The sequence below is a fragment of the Trinickia sp. Z7 genome, assembly GCF_056498045.1.
On the sequence record NZ_JAUEQW010000002.1, the window covers coordinates 354,341 to 371,836 of the forward strand.

Annotated in this window: 13 protein-coding genes, 1 tRNA gene and 1 pseudogene; 4 read left to right on the top strand and 11 right to left on the bottom strand. The window is 62.5% G+C overall.

Going from position 1 to position 17,496, the window contains the following annotated elements; translation table 11 throughout:
* The first annotated feature begins 103 nt into the window (after positions 1–103).
* Together tcuC and QQS38_RS05685 are read left to right on the top strand one after the other, a co-directional pair.
* Entirely contained in the window at positions 104–1,402 is a 1,299-nt protein-coding gene (gene tcuC / locus QQS38_RS05680; RefSeq protein WP_479644394.1) for a tricarballylate/proton symporter TcuC, read from the top strand.
* Between the two features lie 53 nt (positions 1,403–1,455).
* Positions 1,456–2,238: a substrate-binding domain-containing protein gene (locus QQS38_RS05685; RefSeq protein WP_479644395.1), complete on the top strand. Its 783-nt coding sequence runs from the start codon at positions 1,456–1,458 to the stop codon at positions 2,236–2,238.
* 27 nt (positions 2,239–2,265) lie between these two features.
* On the opposite strand, the gene QQS38_RS05690 is transcribed toward QQS38_RS05685, so the two are convergent.
* Both QQS38_RS05690 and QQS38_RS05695 read right to left on the bottom strand, forming a co-directional pair.
* Positions 2,266–3,189, bottom strand: a complete 924-nt coding sequence (locus QQS38_RS05690; RefSeq protein WP_479644396.1) for a LysR family transcriptional regulator — start codon at positions 3,187–3,189, stop codon at positions 2,266–2,268.
* Entirely contained in the window at positions 3,179–4,054 is an 876-nt protein-coding gene (locus QQS38_RS05695) for a helix-turn-helix transcriptional regulator (RefSeq protein ID WP_479644397.1), read from the bottom strand. The genes QQS38_RS05690 and QQS38_RS05695 overlap by 11 nt, the downstream gene beginning before the upstream one ends.
* Positions 4,055–4,152: 98 nt before the next feature.
* On the opposite strand from QQS38_RS05695, the gene QQS38_RS05700 reads away from it, so the two are divergent.
* Entirely contained in the window at positions 4,153–5,052 is a 900-nt protein-coding gene (locus QQS38_RS05700; RefSeq protein ID WP_479644398.1) for an SDR family oxidoreductase, read from the top strand.
* Positions 5,053–5,095: 43 nt separating this feature from the next.
* On the opposite strand, the gene QQS38_RS05705 is transcribed toward QQS38_RS05700, so the two are convergent.
* The 4 genes from QQS38_RS05705 to QQS38_RS05720 form a co-directional block, all read right to left on the bottom strand.
* Positions 5,096–6,139 carry a lysozyme inhibitor LprI family protein gene (locus QQS38_RS05705; protein ID WP_479644399.1) on the bottom strand — a complete coding sequence of 348 codons (1,044 nt, stop codon included), beginning with the start codon at positions 6,137–6,139 and terminating at the stop codon, positions 5,096–5,098.
* 262 nt (positions 6,140–6,401) lie between these two features.
* Positions 6,402–7,934 (bottom strand): DHA2 family efflux MFS transporter permease subunit, encoded by a 1,533-nt coding sequence (locus QQS38_RS05710; RefSeq protein ID WP_479644400.1) that lies wholly within the window; start codon positions 7,932–7,934, stop codon positions 6,402–6,404.
* A gap of 13 nt (positions 7,935–7,947) precedes the next feature.
* Positions 7,948–9,126 carry an EmrA/EmrK family multidrug efflux transporter periplasmic adaptor subunit gene (locus tag QQS38_RS05715; RefSeq protein WP_479644401.1) on the bottom strand — a complete coding sequence of 393 codons (1,179 nt, stop codon included), beginning with the start codon at positions 9,124–9,126 and terminating at the stop codon, positions 7,948–7,950.
* 40 nt (positions 9,127–9,166) lie between these two features.
* Positions 9,167–10,618, bottom strand: a complete 1,452-nt coding sequence (locus tag QQS38_RS05720; protein WP_479644402.1) for an efflux transporter outer membrane subunit — start codon at positions 10,616–10,618, stop codon at positions 9,167–9,169.
* A 227-nt stretch (positions 10,619–10,845) separates the two neighbouring features.
* Here QQS38_RS05720 and QQS38_RS05725 point away from each other — a divergent pair, with 227 nt between their 5' ends.
* On the top strand, positions 10,846–11,451 hold the full coding sequence (locus tag QQS38_RS05725) for a TetR/AcrR family transcriptional regulator (protein ID WP_479644403.1): 606 nt from the start codon (positions 10,846–10,848) through the stop codon (positions 11,449–11,451).
* Between the two features lie 129 nt (positions 11,452–11,580).
* Here the strand turns inward: QQS38_RS05725 and QQS38_RS05730 are convergent, their stop codons facing one another.
* From QQS38_RS05730 to rpoD, 5 genes and pseudogenes are all read right to left on the bottom strand, one after another.
* Entirely contained in the window at positions 11,581–12,900 is a 1,320-nt protein-coding gene (locus QQS38_RS05730; protein WP_479644404.1) for an MFS transporter, read from the bottom strand.
* 543 nt (positions 12,901–13,443) lie between these two features.
* Complete coding sequence (locus tag QQS38_RS05735) at positions 13,444–13,848, bottom strand: type II toxin-antitoxin system HicB family antitoxin (RefSeq protein WP_479644405.1); 405 nt, start codon at positions 13,846–13,848, stop codon at positions 13,444–13,446.
* A 50-nt stretch (positions 13,849–13,898) separates the two neighbouring features.
* Positions 13,899–14,009, bottom strand: a pseudogene (locus tag QQS38_RS05740) (type II toxin-antitoxin system HicA family toxin); the annotation flags it as partial.
* Positions 14,010–14,540: 531 nt separating this feature from the next.
* Positions 14,541–14,628, bottom strand: a tRNA-Ile gene (locus QQS38_RS05745).
* 312 nt (positions 14,629–14,940) lie between these two features.
* Positions 14,941–17,403: an RNA polymerase sigma factor RpoD gene (gene rpoD, locus QQS38_RS05750; RefSeq protein ID WP_479644406.1), complete on the bottom strand. Its 2,463-nt coding sequence runs from the start codon at positions 17,401–17,403 to the stop codon at positions 14,941–14,943.
* Positions 17,404–17,496: the final 93 nt, after the last annotated feature.

Genomic DNA, 17,496 nt, shown 5'->3' on the forward strand with positions numbered 1-17,496 from the left:
GTTCGAAACATTGCACTTATCGTTTTACCGGCCCCGGGCGAACATTCCTGACACGACGAAGATCGGCCCCTCGCATTTTCTCGGGATTCCAGGAGACACATCGATGCACCCCTCCCCCTCTACCCGTTCGTCCGGGCGCTCGACGGCCTCGGTGGTATTGCGCGTGACAGCCGGGAATTTTTTGGAGCAGTTCGATTTCTTTCTGTTCGGCTTCTATGCGACGCAAATCGCCCATGTCTTTTTCCCGGCGGGGAGCGATTTCGCCGCGTTGATGATGACGTTCGCCGTCTTCGGCGCCGGCTTCCTGATGCGTCCGCTCGGCGCGATCGTCCTCGGCGCATACATCGACGACGTCGGCCGCCGCAAGGGCCTCATCGTCACGCTCTCCATCATGGCGAGCGGCACCATCCTCATCGCCTTCGTACCGGGTTACGCGACGATCGGCCTCCTGGCGCCCGCGCTGGTGTTGATGGGCAGGCTTCTACAGGGCTTCTCCGCGGGAGCGGAACTCGGCGGCGTGTCGGTATATCTCGCCGAAATGGCCACGCCCGGCCGCAAGGGCTTTTTCACGAGCTGGCAATCGGCTAGCCAGCAGGTCTCCATCGTCGTGGCCGCGGCCCTCGGCTTCGCGCTCGATCATTGGCTGGACGCAGCGGCCATCGCGGCTTGGGGATGGCGCGTGCCCTTCTTCGTCGGCTGCATGATCGTGCCGATCATCTTCGTGCTACGCCGCAATCTGCAGGAAACGCAGGCGTTCAGCGCGCGCAAGCATCGGCCGAGCATGAACGAAGTGTTCCGTACGCTGCTCGAGAACTGGGCCGTCGTGATCGCAGGGATGATGCTGGTGGCGATGACCACCGCGAGCTTCTATCTCATCACGGTCTACGCGCCAACGTTCGGCAAGACGGTCCTGCACTTGAGCACCGCCGATAGTTTGCTCGTGACGCTCTGCGTCGCGGTGTCGAACTTCGTATGGCTCCCGATCGGAGGCGCCCTCTCCGACAAGATCGGCCGCCGGCCGCTGCTCGTCGGCATGACGCTGCTCAACATCGCCACGGCCTACCCGGCGCTGTCGCTGCTCGCTCACGCGCCGAGCTTTCTCAACATGCTGCTCGTTCTCCTTTGGCTCTCGTTCATGTACGGCGTCTATAACGGCGCGATGATCGTCGCGCTGACCGAAGTGATGCCGGCACAAGTGCGCGTTGCGGGCTTCTCGCTCGCCTATAGCCTGGCGACGGCGGTATTCGGCGGCTTCACGCCGGCCGTCTCGACCGCGCTCATTCACATGACGGGCGACAAAGCGGCGCCCGGCTACTGGATGAGCTTCGCCGCGGCTTGCGCCCTTGCCGCCACGTTCGCACTCTATCGCCGCCGCGCGGCGGCGCTGACGCCGGTGCACTGACCGGCATCTTGTTCGTCATGCATCTGCGCCCCACATTCGACACGACCTCGATCATGAGAAACCTACTCCTGAAGCTGTGCGCGGCAGCCCTTGTCATCGGCTCGGCCGCTGCGACGAACGTGCACGCCGCCGACCTGCACGTCATCACCTCCGGTGGCTTCACGGCCGCGTATAAGGCGCTCGGCCCGAAGTTCGCGTCGGAGACGGGCGACACGCTCGACACCACGCTCGGTCCGTCGATGGGGAAATCACCCGAAGCAATCCCGAACCGGCTCGAACGAGGTGAGCCGGCAGATGCCGTCATCATGGTTGGATACGCTCTAGACGAGTTGATCCGCAAGGGCGAGGTGATTCCCGGATCGCGCGTGGAGCTGGCCGATTCGCGCATCGGCATGGTCGTGCGCGAAGGCGCCGCTAAGCCGGACATCGGCACTGAGGACGGCCTGCGGCAGACGCTGCTGCGTGCCAAGTCGATTGCGTACTCGGATAGTGCGAGCGGTGTGTATATCGAGCGGGAGTTGTTCAAGAAACTCGGGATCGAGGATCAAGTCAAGTCGAAGGCGAAGATGATTCCGCGGATCCCTGTTGCGTCGGTGGTGGCGAACGGCGACTACGAAATCGGCTTCCAACAGGTAAGCGAATTACTACCCGTCAAGGGAGCGGCGTTCGTCGGAAAGATTCCGGAATCGCTGCAATCGGTCACGCGTTTCGCCGGCGGCATTCCCGTCCACGCGCAGCATCCAAAGGAAGCGAAAGCGTTGCTCGACTATCTCGCCTCGCCGAGCGTGCAAGGCGAAGTGAAGTCGACCGGGCTCGATTCCGTTTCGGCGCGTTGACGAAAAACTGCAAGGAAAGCTCGCCTCCTAATCCGGCTCATCGCTGCTCGCCATGGCGCCGCGCTTTGCTCCGACCATCATTTGATGGAACTCCTGCGCAGCCGGCGTAAGCTGCCGGCCGCGGCGTCTGACGATTCCGACGCGCCGCTTCACCACCGGTTCGACGAGCGGCACGCTCGTCAGAATGGGGTGATTTTCTCCGGGCATCGCCATCGACGGCACGGCGGCAACCCCGAGCCCCGCTTCGACCAAGCCGAGCATGGTCGTGACGTGCCGCGTCTCGCAGACACTCGGCGCACTCGGCGTCACGGCCGATAGCGCTTGATCGAGCAACAGGCGGTTACCGGAAGTCTTGTCCACCGATACGTATTCGTGCTCGTACAGCTCGCTCCAGGTCACGCGCTTCTTGCTCGCGAGAGGATGGTCGCGCCGACAGGCGGCAACGAACCGGTCCTGCAACAGCAGCTTGAATTCGATCTCCGGCTCCTGGCTACCCATGAAGCTCACGCCGAAATCTGCCTCGCCGCTAATGACGGCGCCGAGCACCTCGTTCGCGCTCGCATCCAGCAGCCTGACCCGGATGCGTGGAAAACGCCGACGATAATTCGCAATCACCTTCGTCAAAAAGTAATAGGCCACCGACGGCACGCAGGCGATGGTCACATGCCCGAGACGGCTCGACGAGATGTCACGGATGCCGAGCAACGCGACGTCGAGATCGTCGAGCAGTTGCTCGGCGCTCGACGCGAACACGCGGCCGATCGTGGTAAGCGTGACGCTACGCGTGGTGCGCTCGAAGAGACGCACGCCGAGCGCTTCCTCCAGCTTGTCGATGCGGCGACTCAAAGCCGGCTGGGAGATGCTGACCGCCTCGGCGGCCTTGCGAAAGCTTCCCATCTCCGCCACGGCACGAAACGCCTGCAAGTCGTTCAAATCGAAGTTAATCCCCATGCGTCGCCCCCTGCGCCTCGAGGGCCGCGCCATCGTCTATCGACGCGCGCAACATCGCACGGATGCTCTCCGCGGTTTGCGGCTGCAGCGGCGTATACACGAGCATGCTCAAGTCCGGCCGGCCATCGACGGCGAACAGCGAATACTCCATCTCGACTATGCCCAGCTCCGGATGCAGCAAGCGCTTCACGTTCTCTCCTTCCCCGTGGCTCGCCACGTGATTCTCGCGCCACATGCGCTCGAAATCCGGGCTGGTACGGCATAGATCGTCCACGAGATCGCCCACTTCGGTGGCGAGCCCCGCGCGCGCGACATCGGCGCGAAACGCTCCGACCACGAAGCGCGCGACGCTCTCCCAATCGTGCTGTCTAGCGCGCACGGCCGGGTTGCCGAACAAAAAACGCAGGACGTTGCGTTCACCGGGCGGCAAAGCGCCGAAATTCGTCAGCACCAGGGCTGCGGCACGATTCCATGCCACGACATTCCAGGTCGCGGTCTTGATGATCGACGGACTGGCATCGAGCGAATCCAGTACCCTTTGCAACCTCGGGTTCACGCCCGCTACCGCGCGGTAGCGGACTTCAGGCGGCCTGCCCAGGCCCAGCATGAAGAGGTGCTCGCGCTCCGTATCCGTCAACATCAGCGCCGCGCCGATGCGCTCCAGCACCTCGGCGGAAGGCGCGCCGCCTCTGCCCTGTTCGAGCCACGTGTACCAGGCAACGCTGATATTGGCGCGTTGGGCCACCTCTTCTCTGCGCAATCCGGGCGTGCGCCTGCGGCCGGAAAAGCCGAAGCTGGCCGGATCGAGCCGCCTTCTGCGGCTGCGCAAGAACTCTCCAAGCGTGGGGGCGACGTTCGCTGACATGACGAGGCTGTTAACCGGTTTACCCGGATAAAGTCACCACTTCAATAGGATAGCCAATCATCGCATAGTGGCTGGGTGATTACCGAGGAGACTTCACCATGCGAATCTTTCTGACAGGCGCAACCGGCTTCATCGGCTCGGCTCTCGTTCCTGAACTCATCGGGGCCGGTCACGAGGTGATCGGCATGACGCGATCCGATGCCGGCGCGCAAGCCTTGTCAGCGGCGGGCGCCGAGGTCCATCGCGGCACGCTCGAGCACCCCGACAGCTTGCGTGGCGGCGCGGAAAAGGCCGATGCCGTCGTTCATCTCGCGTTCGATCACGATTTCTCGCACTTCGTGGACAACTGCGAAAAAGACAAGCGTGCGATTGCAGCCTTGGGATCAGCGTTGGCCGGGTCCGACCGTCCTCTTCTTTTGACGTCCGGCACGGGTGTCGGCAGCCGCGACGATGGGCAACCGGCCAGCGAAGACGTGTTCAACGCCGCGCACCCCAACCCGCGCATCGCATCGGAGATGGCGGGCAATGCGCTGCTGGAAGCGGGCGTGAACGTATCCGTGATGCGCCTACCGCAAGTGCACACCCCCTTCAAACAGGGCCTCGTTACGCCGCTCATCGAGATCGTGCGCGAGAAAGGGGTCTCTGCCTATGTGGAGAACGGCCTCAACCGCTGGCCCGCGGGACATCTATCGGATGTCGTGCGGCTGTACCGGCTCGCCATCGAGAAAGCCGAACGCGGCGCACGCTATCACGCGGTAGGCGAAGAAGGCGTCAGCGCGCGCGCAATCGCGGAGGCACTGGGGCGCGGGTTGAACGTGCCGACCGTCTCGATCACGCGGGACGAGGCGCAAGCATACTTCGGGTGGATGGCGATGTTCGCCGCACTCGACATGCCGGCATCGAGTGCCCTCACCCAAGCGCGTTTGGGTTGGAAACCGACCGGACCGACGCTCATTTCCGATTTGAACGAAGCGCGCTACGCCGCGAAGGTGACGTAAGGCTTGGGGATGCGTTACGCAAGGGCAAGCGTCGGCACGGTCGTCACTGAGTGATGAGATCGATTGGCAAACTGCGGTCGATCTGATTGCGCCACGCGAGGATGGTGTTCGGCACCTTCTTCTTCCACGCAGGCACGTTCGTGTAGTACCGCATCCGCACCTTGTCGTTGCCGTCGAAGACCAGCAGCCCGATCCACAACTCGCCGCCGCGACTCATCACGATCGATGCATTGGTCGTTGCAAGGCCGCGCACGAAGAACTGCTGCACCTTCGCGCCCAGATGATCCAAGTCGGCTGCATCGCTGCGAAGATTGATCGTCGATATCAGCGCATCGTAATCGCGGCCGAGCAGCGCATGCGCCGCGTCATTCGTCTGGCGGTCGTTCACCACGTGAAGGCTCACGAGATCCGCCGACGGCTTCGCGTTCGATGCGGCAAACGTGCCGTATCGGCCGCCAAAGGACACGCCCATCCCCTCGCCGCAAGTTTCCGGACCACTCGTCTCCGTCACATCGATGCGCTGGTTGCGGCGGGCGAACATCAACTTGCACCCCTGCGCATCGTGATAGTCCGCCGTATCGCCGTGCACGGTGATGTCCCCTTCGTTCTCGCCCGTATGGGCCCCGTCGTATGCGGAGATCGAAAAATGCAAATGAGGCGCCGCACCCGAGAAAGTCAGCGTGCCACCCTGCGTCGGGTTGCCGCTTTCTAGCGTCCATGTCTGGTCCCACCGGTCTTGGGCAAGCGGCGTCCCTTTCAGCGCCGCTATCCGTTCCTTGTAGCGGTCGGCTACACATGACTTGTCGTCACCGCACGCGTCGCGCAGGCGGAGCCATTGCTGCTGCTCTCGTTTGAGCGCAGCGCCATCGTGGCTCTTCGCCAACGCGGCCTTCCACGCAACCGCGAGTTCGCTATCGAACTGCGAAAGCGCTGGCGTCGCGCATATCGCTTTTTCCGTCGGCGAAGCGGCCTTCGCGCAATCGAAACTCGCCGCACGGGAGGCGATCGGCAACGCCGTTATCACCGTCAAAGCGATTACATGCAGGAACGACCGCTCACGGCGCGAGACAGCACAGAGTCGGGGCATTACCGTATCCTCGTAGGTTCGTCGCATCGGTCAGCAATTCGATCGTGCCGTGGAGCAGCACATGCTCGGGTGACCGAGTACGGCGCATTGTCGGAAGTGACGCAGTTTACCGATTACCGCACGGGGCTGCAGCCAGGTGCTCGGCTAGGGCGTTGGCCGTGACACTCGATCCAGCGCCCTTCCCGCGACCATTGCTCGCTAAGTAAAGACGATCTGTGCTGCAGCGACGGACCAAGCGATCGGGGCCCGAGAAACAACGGACTCAATGCGCATGACTCGTATCGGCCACCCGCGTCGGCTTCGGCGCCAACCACACGGCCAGCGCCGCCAGCACGAACGCCACACCCGCGATTTGAAAAAGTTGCGCGGTCGCGAGCATGACGGCCTGCGTCTGCACGAGGTTGTCGATGGTGCCGCGCGCCTGCTCGAGGGCCATGCCGCTGCTTGCAAGCCGGTGCAGATAGCTGAGCGACGTATCGGTAAGACCTGCGAGGTTCGCGTGACTGGACTTGATGCGGTTCTCCCACATCGTATTGACGAGCGCGGTGGCAATCGCCCCCGAGAATGTGCGGCAGAAATTCATCAGCCCTGCAGCGGACGCGGTTTCCGGCTCATCGACACTCGACAAAGCCAGCCCCGTGAGCGGCACGAAAAAGAACGGCAGCCCAACGCCCAACAGCAACAACGAAACCGAGACCTGCCAAAACGCCATATCGGCATTCAAGTATGCGCGTGCGAACGTCACTACGCCCATCCACAACACCCCGGCGAACACGAGCCAACGGCCATCGAATCGCGCCGATAAGTTCGCCGCGAATGGCGCGGCCATCACGGCGAGAATGCCGGTCATCGCACTCGCACAGCCGGCCCACGTCGCCGTGTAGCCCATATAGTTCTGCAGCCAGAGCGGCGTCAGCACGGTATTGCCGAAGAAAGCGCCGAACGCGAGACTGATCGTGACCACGCTCGCGCTGAAGCCGCGATGCCGGAACACGCGAAGGTCCACCACCGGGTGGCGTTCGGTCATTTCCCAAATCAAGAAAGCCGCGAAGCCGATCGCAGCGACGACGGCCAACACCACGATTTCGGTCGACGCGAACCAATCCTTGTCCTTGCCTTCGTCGAGCATCAGCTGAAGCGAGCCGACCCATACGATCAAAAGGGTCAGGCCGACCGCGTCGATGCGGACACGCTGCAGTGCCGTCTCATACCGATGCAGCAGTTGGTACGCGCCCCGCGCGCAGATCAACGCAACGGGCACGTTGATGTAGAAGATGTAAGCCCAATGCAAGCGATCGCAGAGCACGCCGCCCAAAATCGGCCCGAGCACCGGCGCGACGAGCGTCGTCATGCTCCACAGGCCGATCGCCATCGGCGCCTTTTCTTTTGGAAAGATGCGCAGCAGCAGCGTTTGCGACAGCGGCATCAACGGTCCGCCGCCCAGCCCCTGAAATATGCGGAACAGCACGAGCATATTCATCGAGGTCGCCAACCCGCACAATGCCGAGCACAGGCCAAAGGTCAGGAGCGCGAGCACGAACACGCGCACCGTGCCGAAGCGATTCGCGAGCCAGCCCGTCAGCGGCACCGTAATGGCTTCGGCCACCGCATACGACGTAATCACATACGTCCCTTGCGAAGACGACGCGCCTAGCGCGCCCGCGATGTTCGGCACCGACACGTTCGCGATCGTCGTATCGAGCACCGCGACGAAATTGGCCATGGCCAGCATCAAGCCGCCCATCAGCAGCGCGCCGCCTGTCAACGGTGCGTGCGAAGCGTTCTCCGTAGTCATGAGCGCGCCCCCGTCAATCCGCTCGCGGCGCGCGCGTGTCGATTTCGGCTTCCATCGACAGTCCGACGCTCAGCGGATGCGCCTTCAGTTCGGCGGGATCGATCGCGATACGCACGGGCAGCCGCTGCACCACTTTGATCCAATTGCCGGTGGCGTTCTGCGCCGGGATCATCGCGAACGCCGCTCCGGTCCCGCCCGACAGCCCTTCGACGCGGCCATGGTAGGTCACATCGTTGCCGTACAGATCGGCGGTCAGCGTCACCGGCTGACCGATACGAACCTTCTCGAGTTGGACTTCCTTGAAATTCGCGTCGACGTGCATGCTGCTCGTCGGCACGACCGTCATCAAGGTGTCGCCGGGATTCACGCGCTCGCCAGTCTGCACCTGACGCTTGGCCACGACCCCGTCGAACGGCGCGCGCAAAACCGTGCGTTCGAGATCCACTCGCGCCTGGTCGCGTTTGGCGCGGGCGAGCAGCACTTCGGGATTCGTATCGACGGTCGTGTCGGCAATCAGCACCTTGTTCGCGTCGAGCGAGCCGACCGCTTCGCCACGCGATGCGCGCGCCTGCGCGGCTGCGGCCCGCGCCGCCTCGAGCGAGGCCTTCGCCGAGGCGAATGCCGCACGCGCGTTGCTCAGTTCTTCGCCCGACACCGAACCGTTCGCCGCGAGCTTCTGGCGGCGTTGCAGGTCGAGCGCCGTGCGATCGTAGTCGGCTTGCGCGGAAGCGATCTGCGCCTGCATGCGCGCTTCGTCCGCGGCGCGGGCCTGGACAGCCGCCGTCAGCCCTTTATCGGTTGCGAGGTAGCCGCGCACTTTGCGCTCGGCTTGTCCGACCTGCGCCTGTGCTTGCGCGAGCGCAATCCGGGCATCGGTGTCGTCGATGACGACGAGCACGTCTCCTTTGTGGACGTATTGCGTATCCACTGCGTTGACGCTCTTGATGATGCCCGTGACAGCCGGCGTAATCGATGCTGTCTCGGCGGACGTATACGCGTTGTCGGTCGACACATAGCGGGAGGCAACGAAGTGCCAGTAGGCGGCCGATCCGGCAGCGCAGAGCACGATCGCGAGACCGAGCAGTGCGAACAGCTTCTTGCGGCGGCTCGAAGGCGAATCCGACGCGGCGGCAATGGGTTCGACGCCGGCGACTTCCGCGCTCTGAAGCGCGGCATGCATAGAGTTCGACATGGGAGTTCCTATTTGTCTTGACTATCGACTTAGCTATTAGCTATTGGCTTTCGGCTTTTGAGTGTTGACTGGGACGAGACGAGTCGGCGTCGGATGTGTAGCCGCCACCCAATGCGCGGGTCAGCGCGATATCCAGCGTGAACGCGCGCGCCTGGATGTCGGCGAGTTGCCGTTGCGCATCGATCAGGCTGTCTTCCGAACTGAGCACGTCGAGGTAGTTGGAGAGGCCGCCCTCGTACCGCGCCTTGATCGAATCGCGCGCACGCGCGGCGGCAACCCACGCGGCTTTGGTCGCATCGATGCGCGGCTGCAGCGCACGGTCGCTCACGGCGGCATCCGCGACATCGTGCAGCGCCTTCACGAGCGTGTCGTCGTAGTTCGCCACCGCTTCGTCGTACGTCGCCTGCGCGCCGCGATATTGCCCGCGCAAGCGGCCGGCGTTGAAGATCGGCAGCGAGATCGCGGGCCCCACGTTGCCGAAAACGGACCCCGACTTCGTCAGCAAATTGAGCCCCAGCGATTGCATGCCGATCACCGCACTCAGGCTGATGTCTGGATAGAACTGCGCCGCGGCCACGTCGATGCGTTTCGCAGCGGCTTGCGCACGCAGCCGCGCGACGACGATGTCGGGACGACGCGCGAGCAACTGCAGCGTCACGTCGGGAGGCAGGCCGAAGCGCTGATCGATGGCGACGGCAGGACGCGTGATGCTCAATGCGCGGTCGGGGCCGGCTCCGATCAAAGCGGCGATGCGGTTACGCGTCAATGCGATCGATTCGTCGATCGACAACAGGTCCGCTTTACTGCTGCCGCGCCGTTCGATGGCTTGTTGCACGGCGCCTTCGGTTTCGAGCCCTTCCGCCTTGCGATCGGTGAACAGCGCAGCCGTCTTCGTGCGGACATCGAGCGCGGCGCTCGCACAGTCGCGTTCCGCATAGAGGCGCGCGAGATCCGCGTAGGCATCGACGACCGAGGTCGATAGCACGAGCCGCGATTGCGCCGCGTCGGCTCGCGCGGCTTCAGCCTCCGAGGTTGCCGCAGCGAGCGCCGCACGATTCTTTCCCCAGAAATCGAGTTCGTACGAAAAGTCGAGCGAAGCCTGGCCCGCCGGACGCCAGCCCTTCGGAGTGAACGCGGGCGGAGTGAGATAGTTGTAGCTCTGCTTTTCCTTGTCGACCTTAGCCTGCGCCGATACGTCGGGCAACAATGCGGAATGCGATTGCTGGACGGTCGCCTCGGCGTTGCGTAGCCGTGCGGCCGCGGCCGCCAGGGTCGGAGACCCCGCCAGCGCTTCGCCGACGATCCGATCGAGTTGGGAATCGCCGTACCGCTGCCACCAGCTATCTTGCGGCCACGCAGCCGTCGCTCCGTCGTCGGCCGCAAAGCTGCGAGCCGTTGCATAGCTGCCGATCTCTCTCGGCCGTGCGGTGCCGGACTCTGGCTTCGATGCGCATGCCGTCAAACCGATCACCACCGCGACACCAACTGCCACGCCCGCTCGCCCCGCCGCCCAGCGAGCCGTTCTTGTCGATGATGTGCACAACATGGACCTCTCACCTTTAACTAAACTGAACGGTTTGGTTTATAATACAGCAAATCTTGGGTGTCAATCGCTTTCGGCGGAGCGGCGCCTTCGTAGCGAATGCGTACGAACGGATGGACGACGGCTTACGGTTACACTTGCCGGCTGCGGATAACGCTACACACCGGGTTCAGGAGATGAGGAAGAAGACGGAGGAAAAGCGGCAGTCGATCGTCGAGGCCGCGCACGAGGTGTTCATGGAGGTGGGCTTTCATCAGGCGTCGATGGCCGATATCGCCACTCGCTCCGGCGCGTCCAAGGCTACGCTGTATGGCTATTTCAACTCGAAGGAAGCGTTGTTCGCCGAGGTCATGGTCAACGCGGCGAGCGAGATTCTCGAATCGTTCAGTCAGTTGCGGCTCGACATTGCGCTGCGAGACTCGCTGATCGCCTTCGGACGACACTATCTGCCCGCGATCCTCAGGCCATCGATCATCGCGCTGCGGCGGCTTGCGATAGAGGAAAGCGCACGCTCGACGCTAGGGCGCGTCATGTACGAGACGGGACCCAAGCAGGGCTGGGCCCGCGTGCGCGATTTCCTGCTCGAGGCGATTGCCGCGGGCACGTTGAAAGCGTGTGATGCGGACGTGGCCGCCCACCACCTTCGGGCGCTTTACGAAGCGGAGCTCGTCGATATAGCCACGCTGGGGTATTCCGTCAGTATTACGCCGGCGAAGATCTTGCCTGTGGTGACGCGGGCGGTGGATGTATTTCTGGCTGCGTACGGCGCATCTTCGCGCTAACGACACGCCCTCTCTTGTCTTGGACCGGGCGAAAACGTCACGCTAGCGAGGGAACGAGCGTCGGAACGAGGGTCCTGCCGCGCTTGTGCTCGGCGGACCTTTCGGGAGCAGGAGCGGACGCCTGCGCCGTCAATTGACTTTCGCGGCGAGCGCGCTCGCGCATAGCGCCGCTTCTCGGGCCTTGTGCTCGGCGCTGAAACGTACTGCGAACGCGCACAGCGCCGACGCGAGCACGAAGCCACCCATGATCGTCAGCGTCTGCTGCACGTCGCCGACGCCCTTCATTAGAAAGCCGGCCGCCACCGCGCCGACGTTGCCCCCGGCGCCGACAATCCCTGCGACCCCGCCGAGCGCCTGGCGATCGATGAACGGCACGAGTGCATAGCTGGCGCCGCACGCCATATGCAGGAACAGGCCGAATACGACCATCGCGCTGATTGCGGCCCCAGCATTGCCAGCGTGCGCGAATGCGAGCAAACCGAGGCCTTCGGCACCGATCAGCCCCCCGAGTAGTACCGAGCGCACCTCGAGGCCGCGCGCGGTTGCAAAACGATCGGACAGCCAGCCGCCCAAAGTGCGAGCGAACAGCGCAAGGGCGCCGAAGACGCCGGTCGCGAGCCCCGCGTCCTTCAGCGAAAGGTGAAAGTGATCCACGTAGTACAGCGATGCGATGTTGTGAATGAACACCTCGACGCCGAAGCTCGCGGCATAGGTCATGGCCAGCAGCCAGACACGGTAGTTTCGGCACGCGGCGACAAAGCTCGCCCAGCCTCCCTGCTTGTCACTTGCCACCGTCTCGTTCGCTGCGCGCAGCGCGATGAAATCGCCACGCGGACTGTCTTGCGTATAGCGCCAATAGAGCACCGCGACGGCCAGCATGGCGACGCCGGGCACGATCAAAGCGATGCGCAGAGCCGAGGCGTCGCCGAATCCGAGCATCATCGCGACGGCGAGCAGCAGTGGCACGAACGCTTGCGCGAGGCCGGCGCCGGCGTTACCCAGACCGGCCGCCGTCGCGTTCGCGGTGCCCACGATGTTCGGCGCGAACATGACCGAGGTATGGTACTGGGTGATGACGAAGCTCGCGCCGACCGCGCCGATACCGAGCCGGCAAAGCAGGAATGTCCAGTAGTCGTGGCTGAACGCGACCGCGAATACCGGGATTGCACCGAGCGTCAGCAGCCCCGCATAGACGCGGCGCGGACCGAAACGGTCGCACATCGGACCGATTATCAGTCGTGCGAGGATCGTCGCGGATACGGCGGCGATGTTGATGTTCGCAACGTCGGCGGGGCTCAACTGAAATTGCCGCGCGAACAGCGGCATCAATGGTGCGCACGCGAACCATGCGAAAAAACACACGAAGAACGCGATCCAGCTAAGGTGAAACGCCCGCGTCGGGGCGGTGCGCAGACTGAAAATCTCGATGCGAGTGGCTTTGCCTGACATGGGGTGTCTACCAAACAAAACGGCGTCCTGCGCAGCCGATCGAAAGACCGGGTGCGCAGGACGCCGTTGCCCTGGGGGGCCCGTTGCCGGGCGGCCCACTATTGAGTGATGTTCAATGTGGTATTCGGAGCGAATCGCCGTTGATTCGCCTGGGGAGATCACCAAGCGAGTTCCGTGCCAATTCATCATCTCCCGCGTCAGGCAAGGTTCTCCATGCAGTCCACGGTACCGTGCGCGGGCAAGAAGCCTCACCGTGAAGCAGCGCAGCACAGATCTGGTGCCGTGCAAGGGCTGTCGCGTGCTGCATGCAGATGCATGGGGGTTCCGCGGCAACCGCGTTCTCGAGTTCACCCCGAGGCGCATTCGTGCGCCGCTAAGACATATTCGCCGACTCGACCACTGGCCATCGTTGGCCAGATGGAACCTATCGCGGAGCGATTTCCCGCAATGCAATGCCGTCCAATATCGCACCGCTTACAGCCGCATGCAGGAGAAAAAAGACCCGCCGCAGCGGGGCTGATCATTCCGTTTTACTGTGAGCGGTCATGACTGATGTGCCAATGCTTCCAACGCGACACGCGCAAGAAATCCGCTTCGGGTTTCGTACCGTGATTCGACGTAGGTATCGATCTTATGTAAGACAAAACGCGGGATGCTAATGTTGATCCGCTCCGGCTTCGAGTCGAGCTTCGAGAGATCAATATCAACCAGCGCCCATACGGCTCCAGCGTACTCCGGCTTTGCGGACAGATCTTCTACAGACGAACAGTTGAAATCGATATTCTCGCCAAGCTCAACCAAAGTCGACACATGCCCGACAATCGCCTCCTTCGCATTACGCATTGCTTCATCGATGGTGTCGCCCCAAGAGTGGACGCCAGAAATGTCCGGCACGGTCACTCCATAGACGCTCCCATCGTCCTTATGAATAGCGATGGGAAATTCCATTTCATCCTTCCCTAGTCAGTTACCCACATCCCGCGTCGAAAAACCGCCGGTTATTGCAAACCGGCGGCCTTCAGGATGCTCTTCGTCGTCCCGATTGGCAGGTCCTTCTTCGGGTGCGGAACCGTCACAAGACCCGACTTCTTCGGGTGTTTAAAGCGGTGCCTGTCGAGACCGACGCCCGGCTGGATGCGATCGACGTGCTGAAACATATTGATTTGCTTCCCGACGGGATCGAGCCGGATCACGACTACCCATACGCTCGATTGGGTGCTGCGCGGCGAGCCGGAATCGCGCCAGAACGACACGCGGTCTCGTTCCACGTCTCGATGATCGAACGTAAAAAGCCGCCCGGAGGCAGTTGACTACTGTTCGGTGGTCGGGGTGATGTGCGCGGACGCCCCAGTCAAGATGTTCAACCAGAATAAAATCAAGGGGCTGGACTGATCGGACACATTCGAAACCTTCCATTTGGCGCGAACATCCCTGACTGAAATCATGATTGACGCCTGCGCCAAGCGTGCCGCTCGCGCAGCCCATGTTCTCAATGCTGAACCCGTGGCCAAGCTGCTTTTCCGAGCACTACATGCGGAACCGGCGGACAGACAAGGTCGGGCCGATCAAGAAGGGCGAATTGCGGAACAAACCTAGATTTGCGGAGCGCAAAATAAGCAACGAATCGGCTGGGAAAGCCTTGGTGGGCCGGGTGGGAGTCGAACCCACGGTGTCCTTTCGGAGGCGGATTATGAGTCCGCTGCCTGCAACCAGCACGGCGTCCGGCCCATCGCACACTATTCGCACGATTGGATGTTGAATGCTTCGCGTGTGTGTGGCGAATGCATGCCCGCGACTTCGACTACATCGCGCAAAGACTGCGAGTCTATCGGCTAATGCAGCCGCGCGCAAATCCGAAACATCAAATAAGCGCGAATCCACTGTCGGTTCAACGAACAACGCCCCACCGAGCGCCCGCGACCGAAGCCGGCACCCCACATCCGCCCGCCGGCAACCTGCGAGTGACACAGCCAACTAAAAAGCCCAGCGCTTGCACGCCGGGCTTTTTTTGCTACATCGACCTCATAGACGAATCCGAAATCAGTTGCCTTCGAGGAACGACTTCAGTTTGTCCGAGCGGCTCGGGTGACGCAGCTTGCGCAGCGCCTTGGCTTCGATTTGACGGATGCGCTCGCGCGTCACGTCGAATTGCTTGCCCACTTCTTCGAGCGTGTGATCCGTGCTCATCTCGATACCGAAACGCATACGCAGCACCTTCGCTTCGCGCGGCGTCAACGAATCGAGCACATCCTTCACGACATCGCGCATGCTGGCATGCAACGCGGCATCGGCCGGTGCGACCGTGTTCGTATCCTCGATGAAGTCGCCCAGATGCGAATCGTCGTCGTCGCCGATCGGCGTTTCCATGGAGATCGGCTCCTTCGCGATCTTCATGATCTTGCGGATCTTGTCCTCCGGCATTTCCATCTTTTCCGCGAGCGTCGCCGGATCGGGCTCGAGACCCGTCTCCTGCAGAATCTGCCGCGAAATACGGTTCATTTTGTTGATCGTCTCGATCATATGAACCGGAATCCGGATGGTGCGTGCCTGGTCGGCGATCGAACGCGTAATGGCCTGGCGAATCCACCACGTGGCGTACGTCGAAAACTTATAACCACGACGGTACTCGAATTTATCCACGGCCTTCATCAAGCCGATATTGCCTTCCTGAATCAGATCGAGGAACTGCAAACCGCGGTTCGTGTACTTCTTCGCAATCGAAATCACGAGACGCAAGTTGGCCTCTGTCATCTCGCGCTTCGCCTGACGCGCCTTCAATTCGCCGGCCGCCATCTGACGGTTCGTTTCCTTCAAGTCCTTCAGCGGCAACACCACGCGCGCCTGCAAATCGAGCAAACGCTGCTGCTGCTCGCGGATCGCGGGAATATTGCGCGCGAGAATCGCACTGTACGGATGCCCTTCGGCCACGATCTTCTCGGCCCAGTCGAGATCCGTCTCGCTGCCCGGGAAGCGCGCAATGAACTCGGCGCGCGGCATGCCGCACTTGTCGACGACGATATGCAGAATCTGACGCTCGACCTGACGCACTTCGTCCACTTGCGCGCGCAGCGTATCGCACAGCCGTTCAACCGTACGCGCCGTGAAGCGAATCGACATCAGTTCGTTTTGAATCGTTTCTTGCGCCTTCAGGTACGACTTCGACTTGTAGCCTTCCTTCTCGAACGCACGACGCATCTTGTCGAACCATTCGCTGATCAACGCGAACTTCTCGAGCGAGACGCGCTTGAGCGCTTCCAGTTGCGCCGCGTTGGCCGTCGCCTGCGCGGTGCCGTCGTCGTCCTCTTCTTCCTCTTCGTCCTCTTCCTCTGCTTCCTCGGTCTCGCTCTCGATCGCTTCCGCTTCCTGCGCCGAGAAACCGTCAGCGTCTTCCGCGTTCGGATCGATGAGGCCGTCGACGAGTTCGTCGATGCGAGTCTCCTCGTTCGCGACGCGCTCGGCCATCGCAAGGATGTCCGCGATCGTCGTCGGGCACGCCGAGATCGCCATCACCATGTGCTTGAGGCCATCCTCGATTCGCTTCGCGATCTCGATTTCGCCTTCGCGCGTAAGCAGCTCGACCGTGCCCATCTCACGCATGTACATGCGGACCGGGTCGGTCGTGCGACCGAATTCGGAATCGACCGTCGACAGCGCGACTTCCGCTTCCTCTTCGACTTCGTCGTCCGACGAGGCGGCCGGCGCATTGTCGTTCAGGAGCAGCGTTTCCGCGTCGGGCGCCTGCTCGTACACAGCCACGCCCATGTCGTTGAACGTGCTGATGATGCCTTCGATCGCCTCGGTCTCGGCGAAGTTGTCGGGCAGGTGGTCGTTGATTTCCGCGTACGTCAGAAAGCCGCGCTCTTTACCGAGCTTGATCAGCGCGCGCAGCTTCGAGCGACGCTCTTCGAGCTCCTCCGCCGTACCGGGCTGACTGGACGCGAACGCGTCCTTCAGCAGCGCCTTTTCCTTCGCGCGACGATCGCGCGCCTTGGCCTTTTCACCCTTGGCCGGAGCAGCTTGCTGCTCTTCGCCTTGGGTTGCGTCGTCATCGACGGATACTTCGTTCAGCTTTTTCGTCATGGAGTTCGCCGTACCGGCTATAGTCTCGACTCGCGGCTGCTGGACTTCAGCCGGTTGCACCGTGGATACCTGGGTTTCACGCACTGCCGAATCGTCCGGCGTGGCAGCCGCGCCCCCTGCGCTTTTCGAACCGGATCGCCTTGCGGCGGCGGCTCTCGTCTCCGGCTTGGCGGACGCTCGTGCCGCCTTGGTCATGTCGGCGGCTGCCGCCGAAGTTCGTACAGCCCCCAAGCTCGCCGGCTTCTTGCCGGCCCGCTCCGCTGCACTTGCAGCCGTTGTCTTACGGACAGAAACGATAGCCGACCGAGCAACGACTTCCTTGCGCGCCGGCCGCTCGGCACGCTGGCCCGAGCCCTGGGTCTTGCCCTTGCTCGCCCCCGTCGCACCTTTCGCAGCCGCCTTTGCGCCCGTAGTCTTTGCCATCGCTATCTCGCCTTTGCCCTAGCGCCATTGCTTCGAAAAGACAAACTGAACCGCTGAAAACCTTTTATTATAGCACACACGGCGCAATCCCCC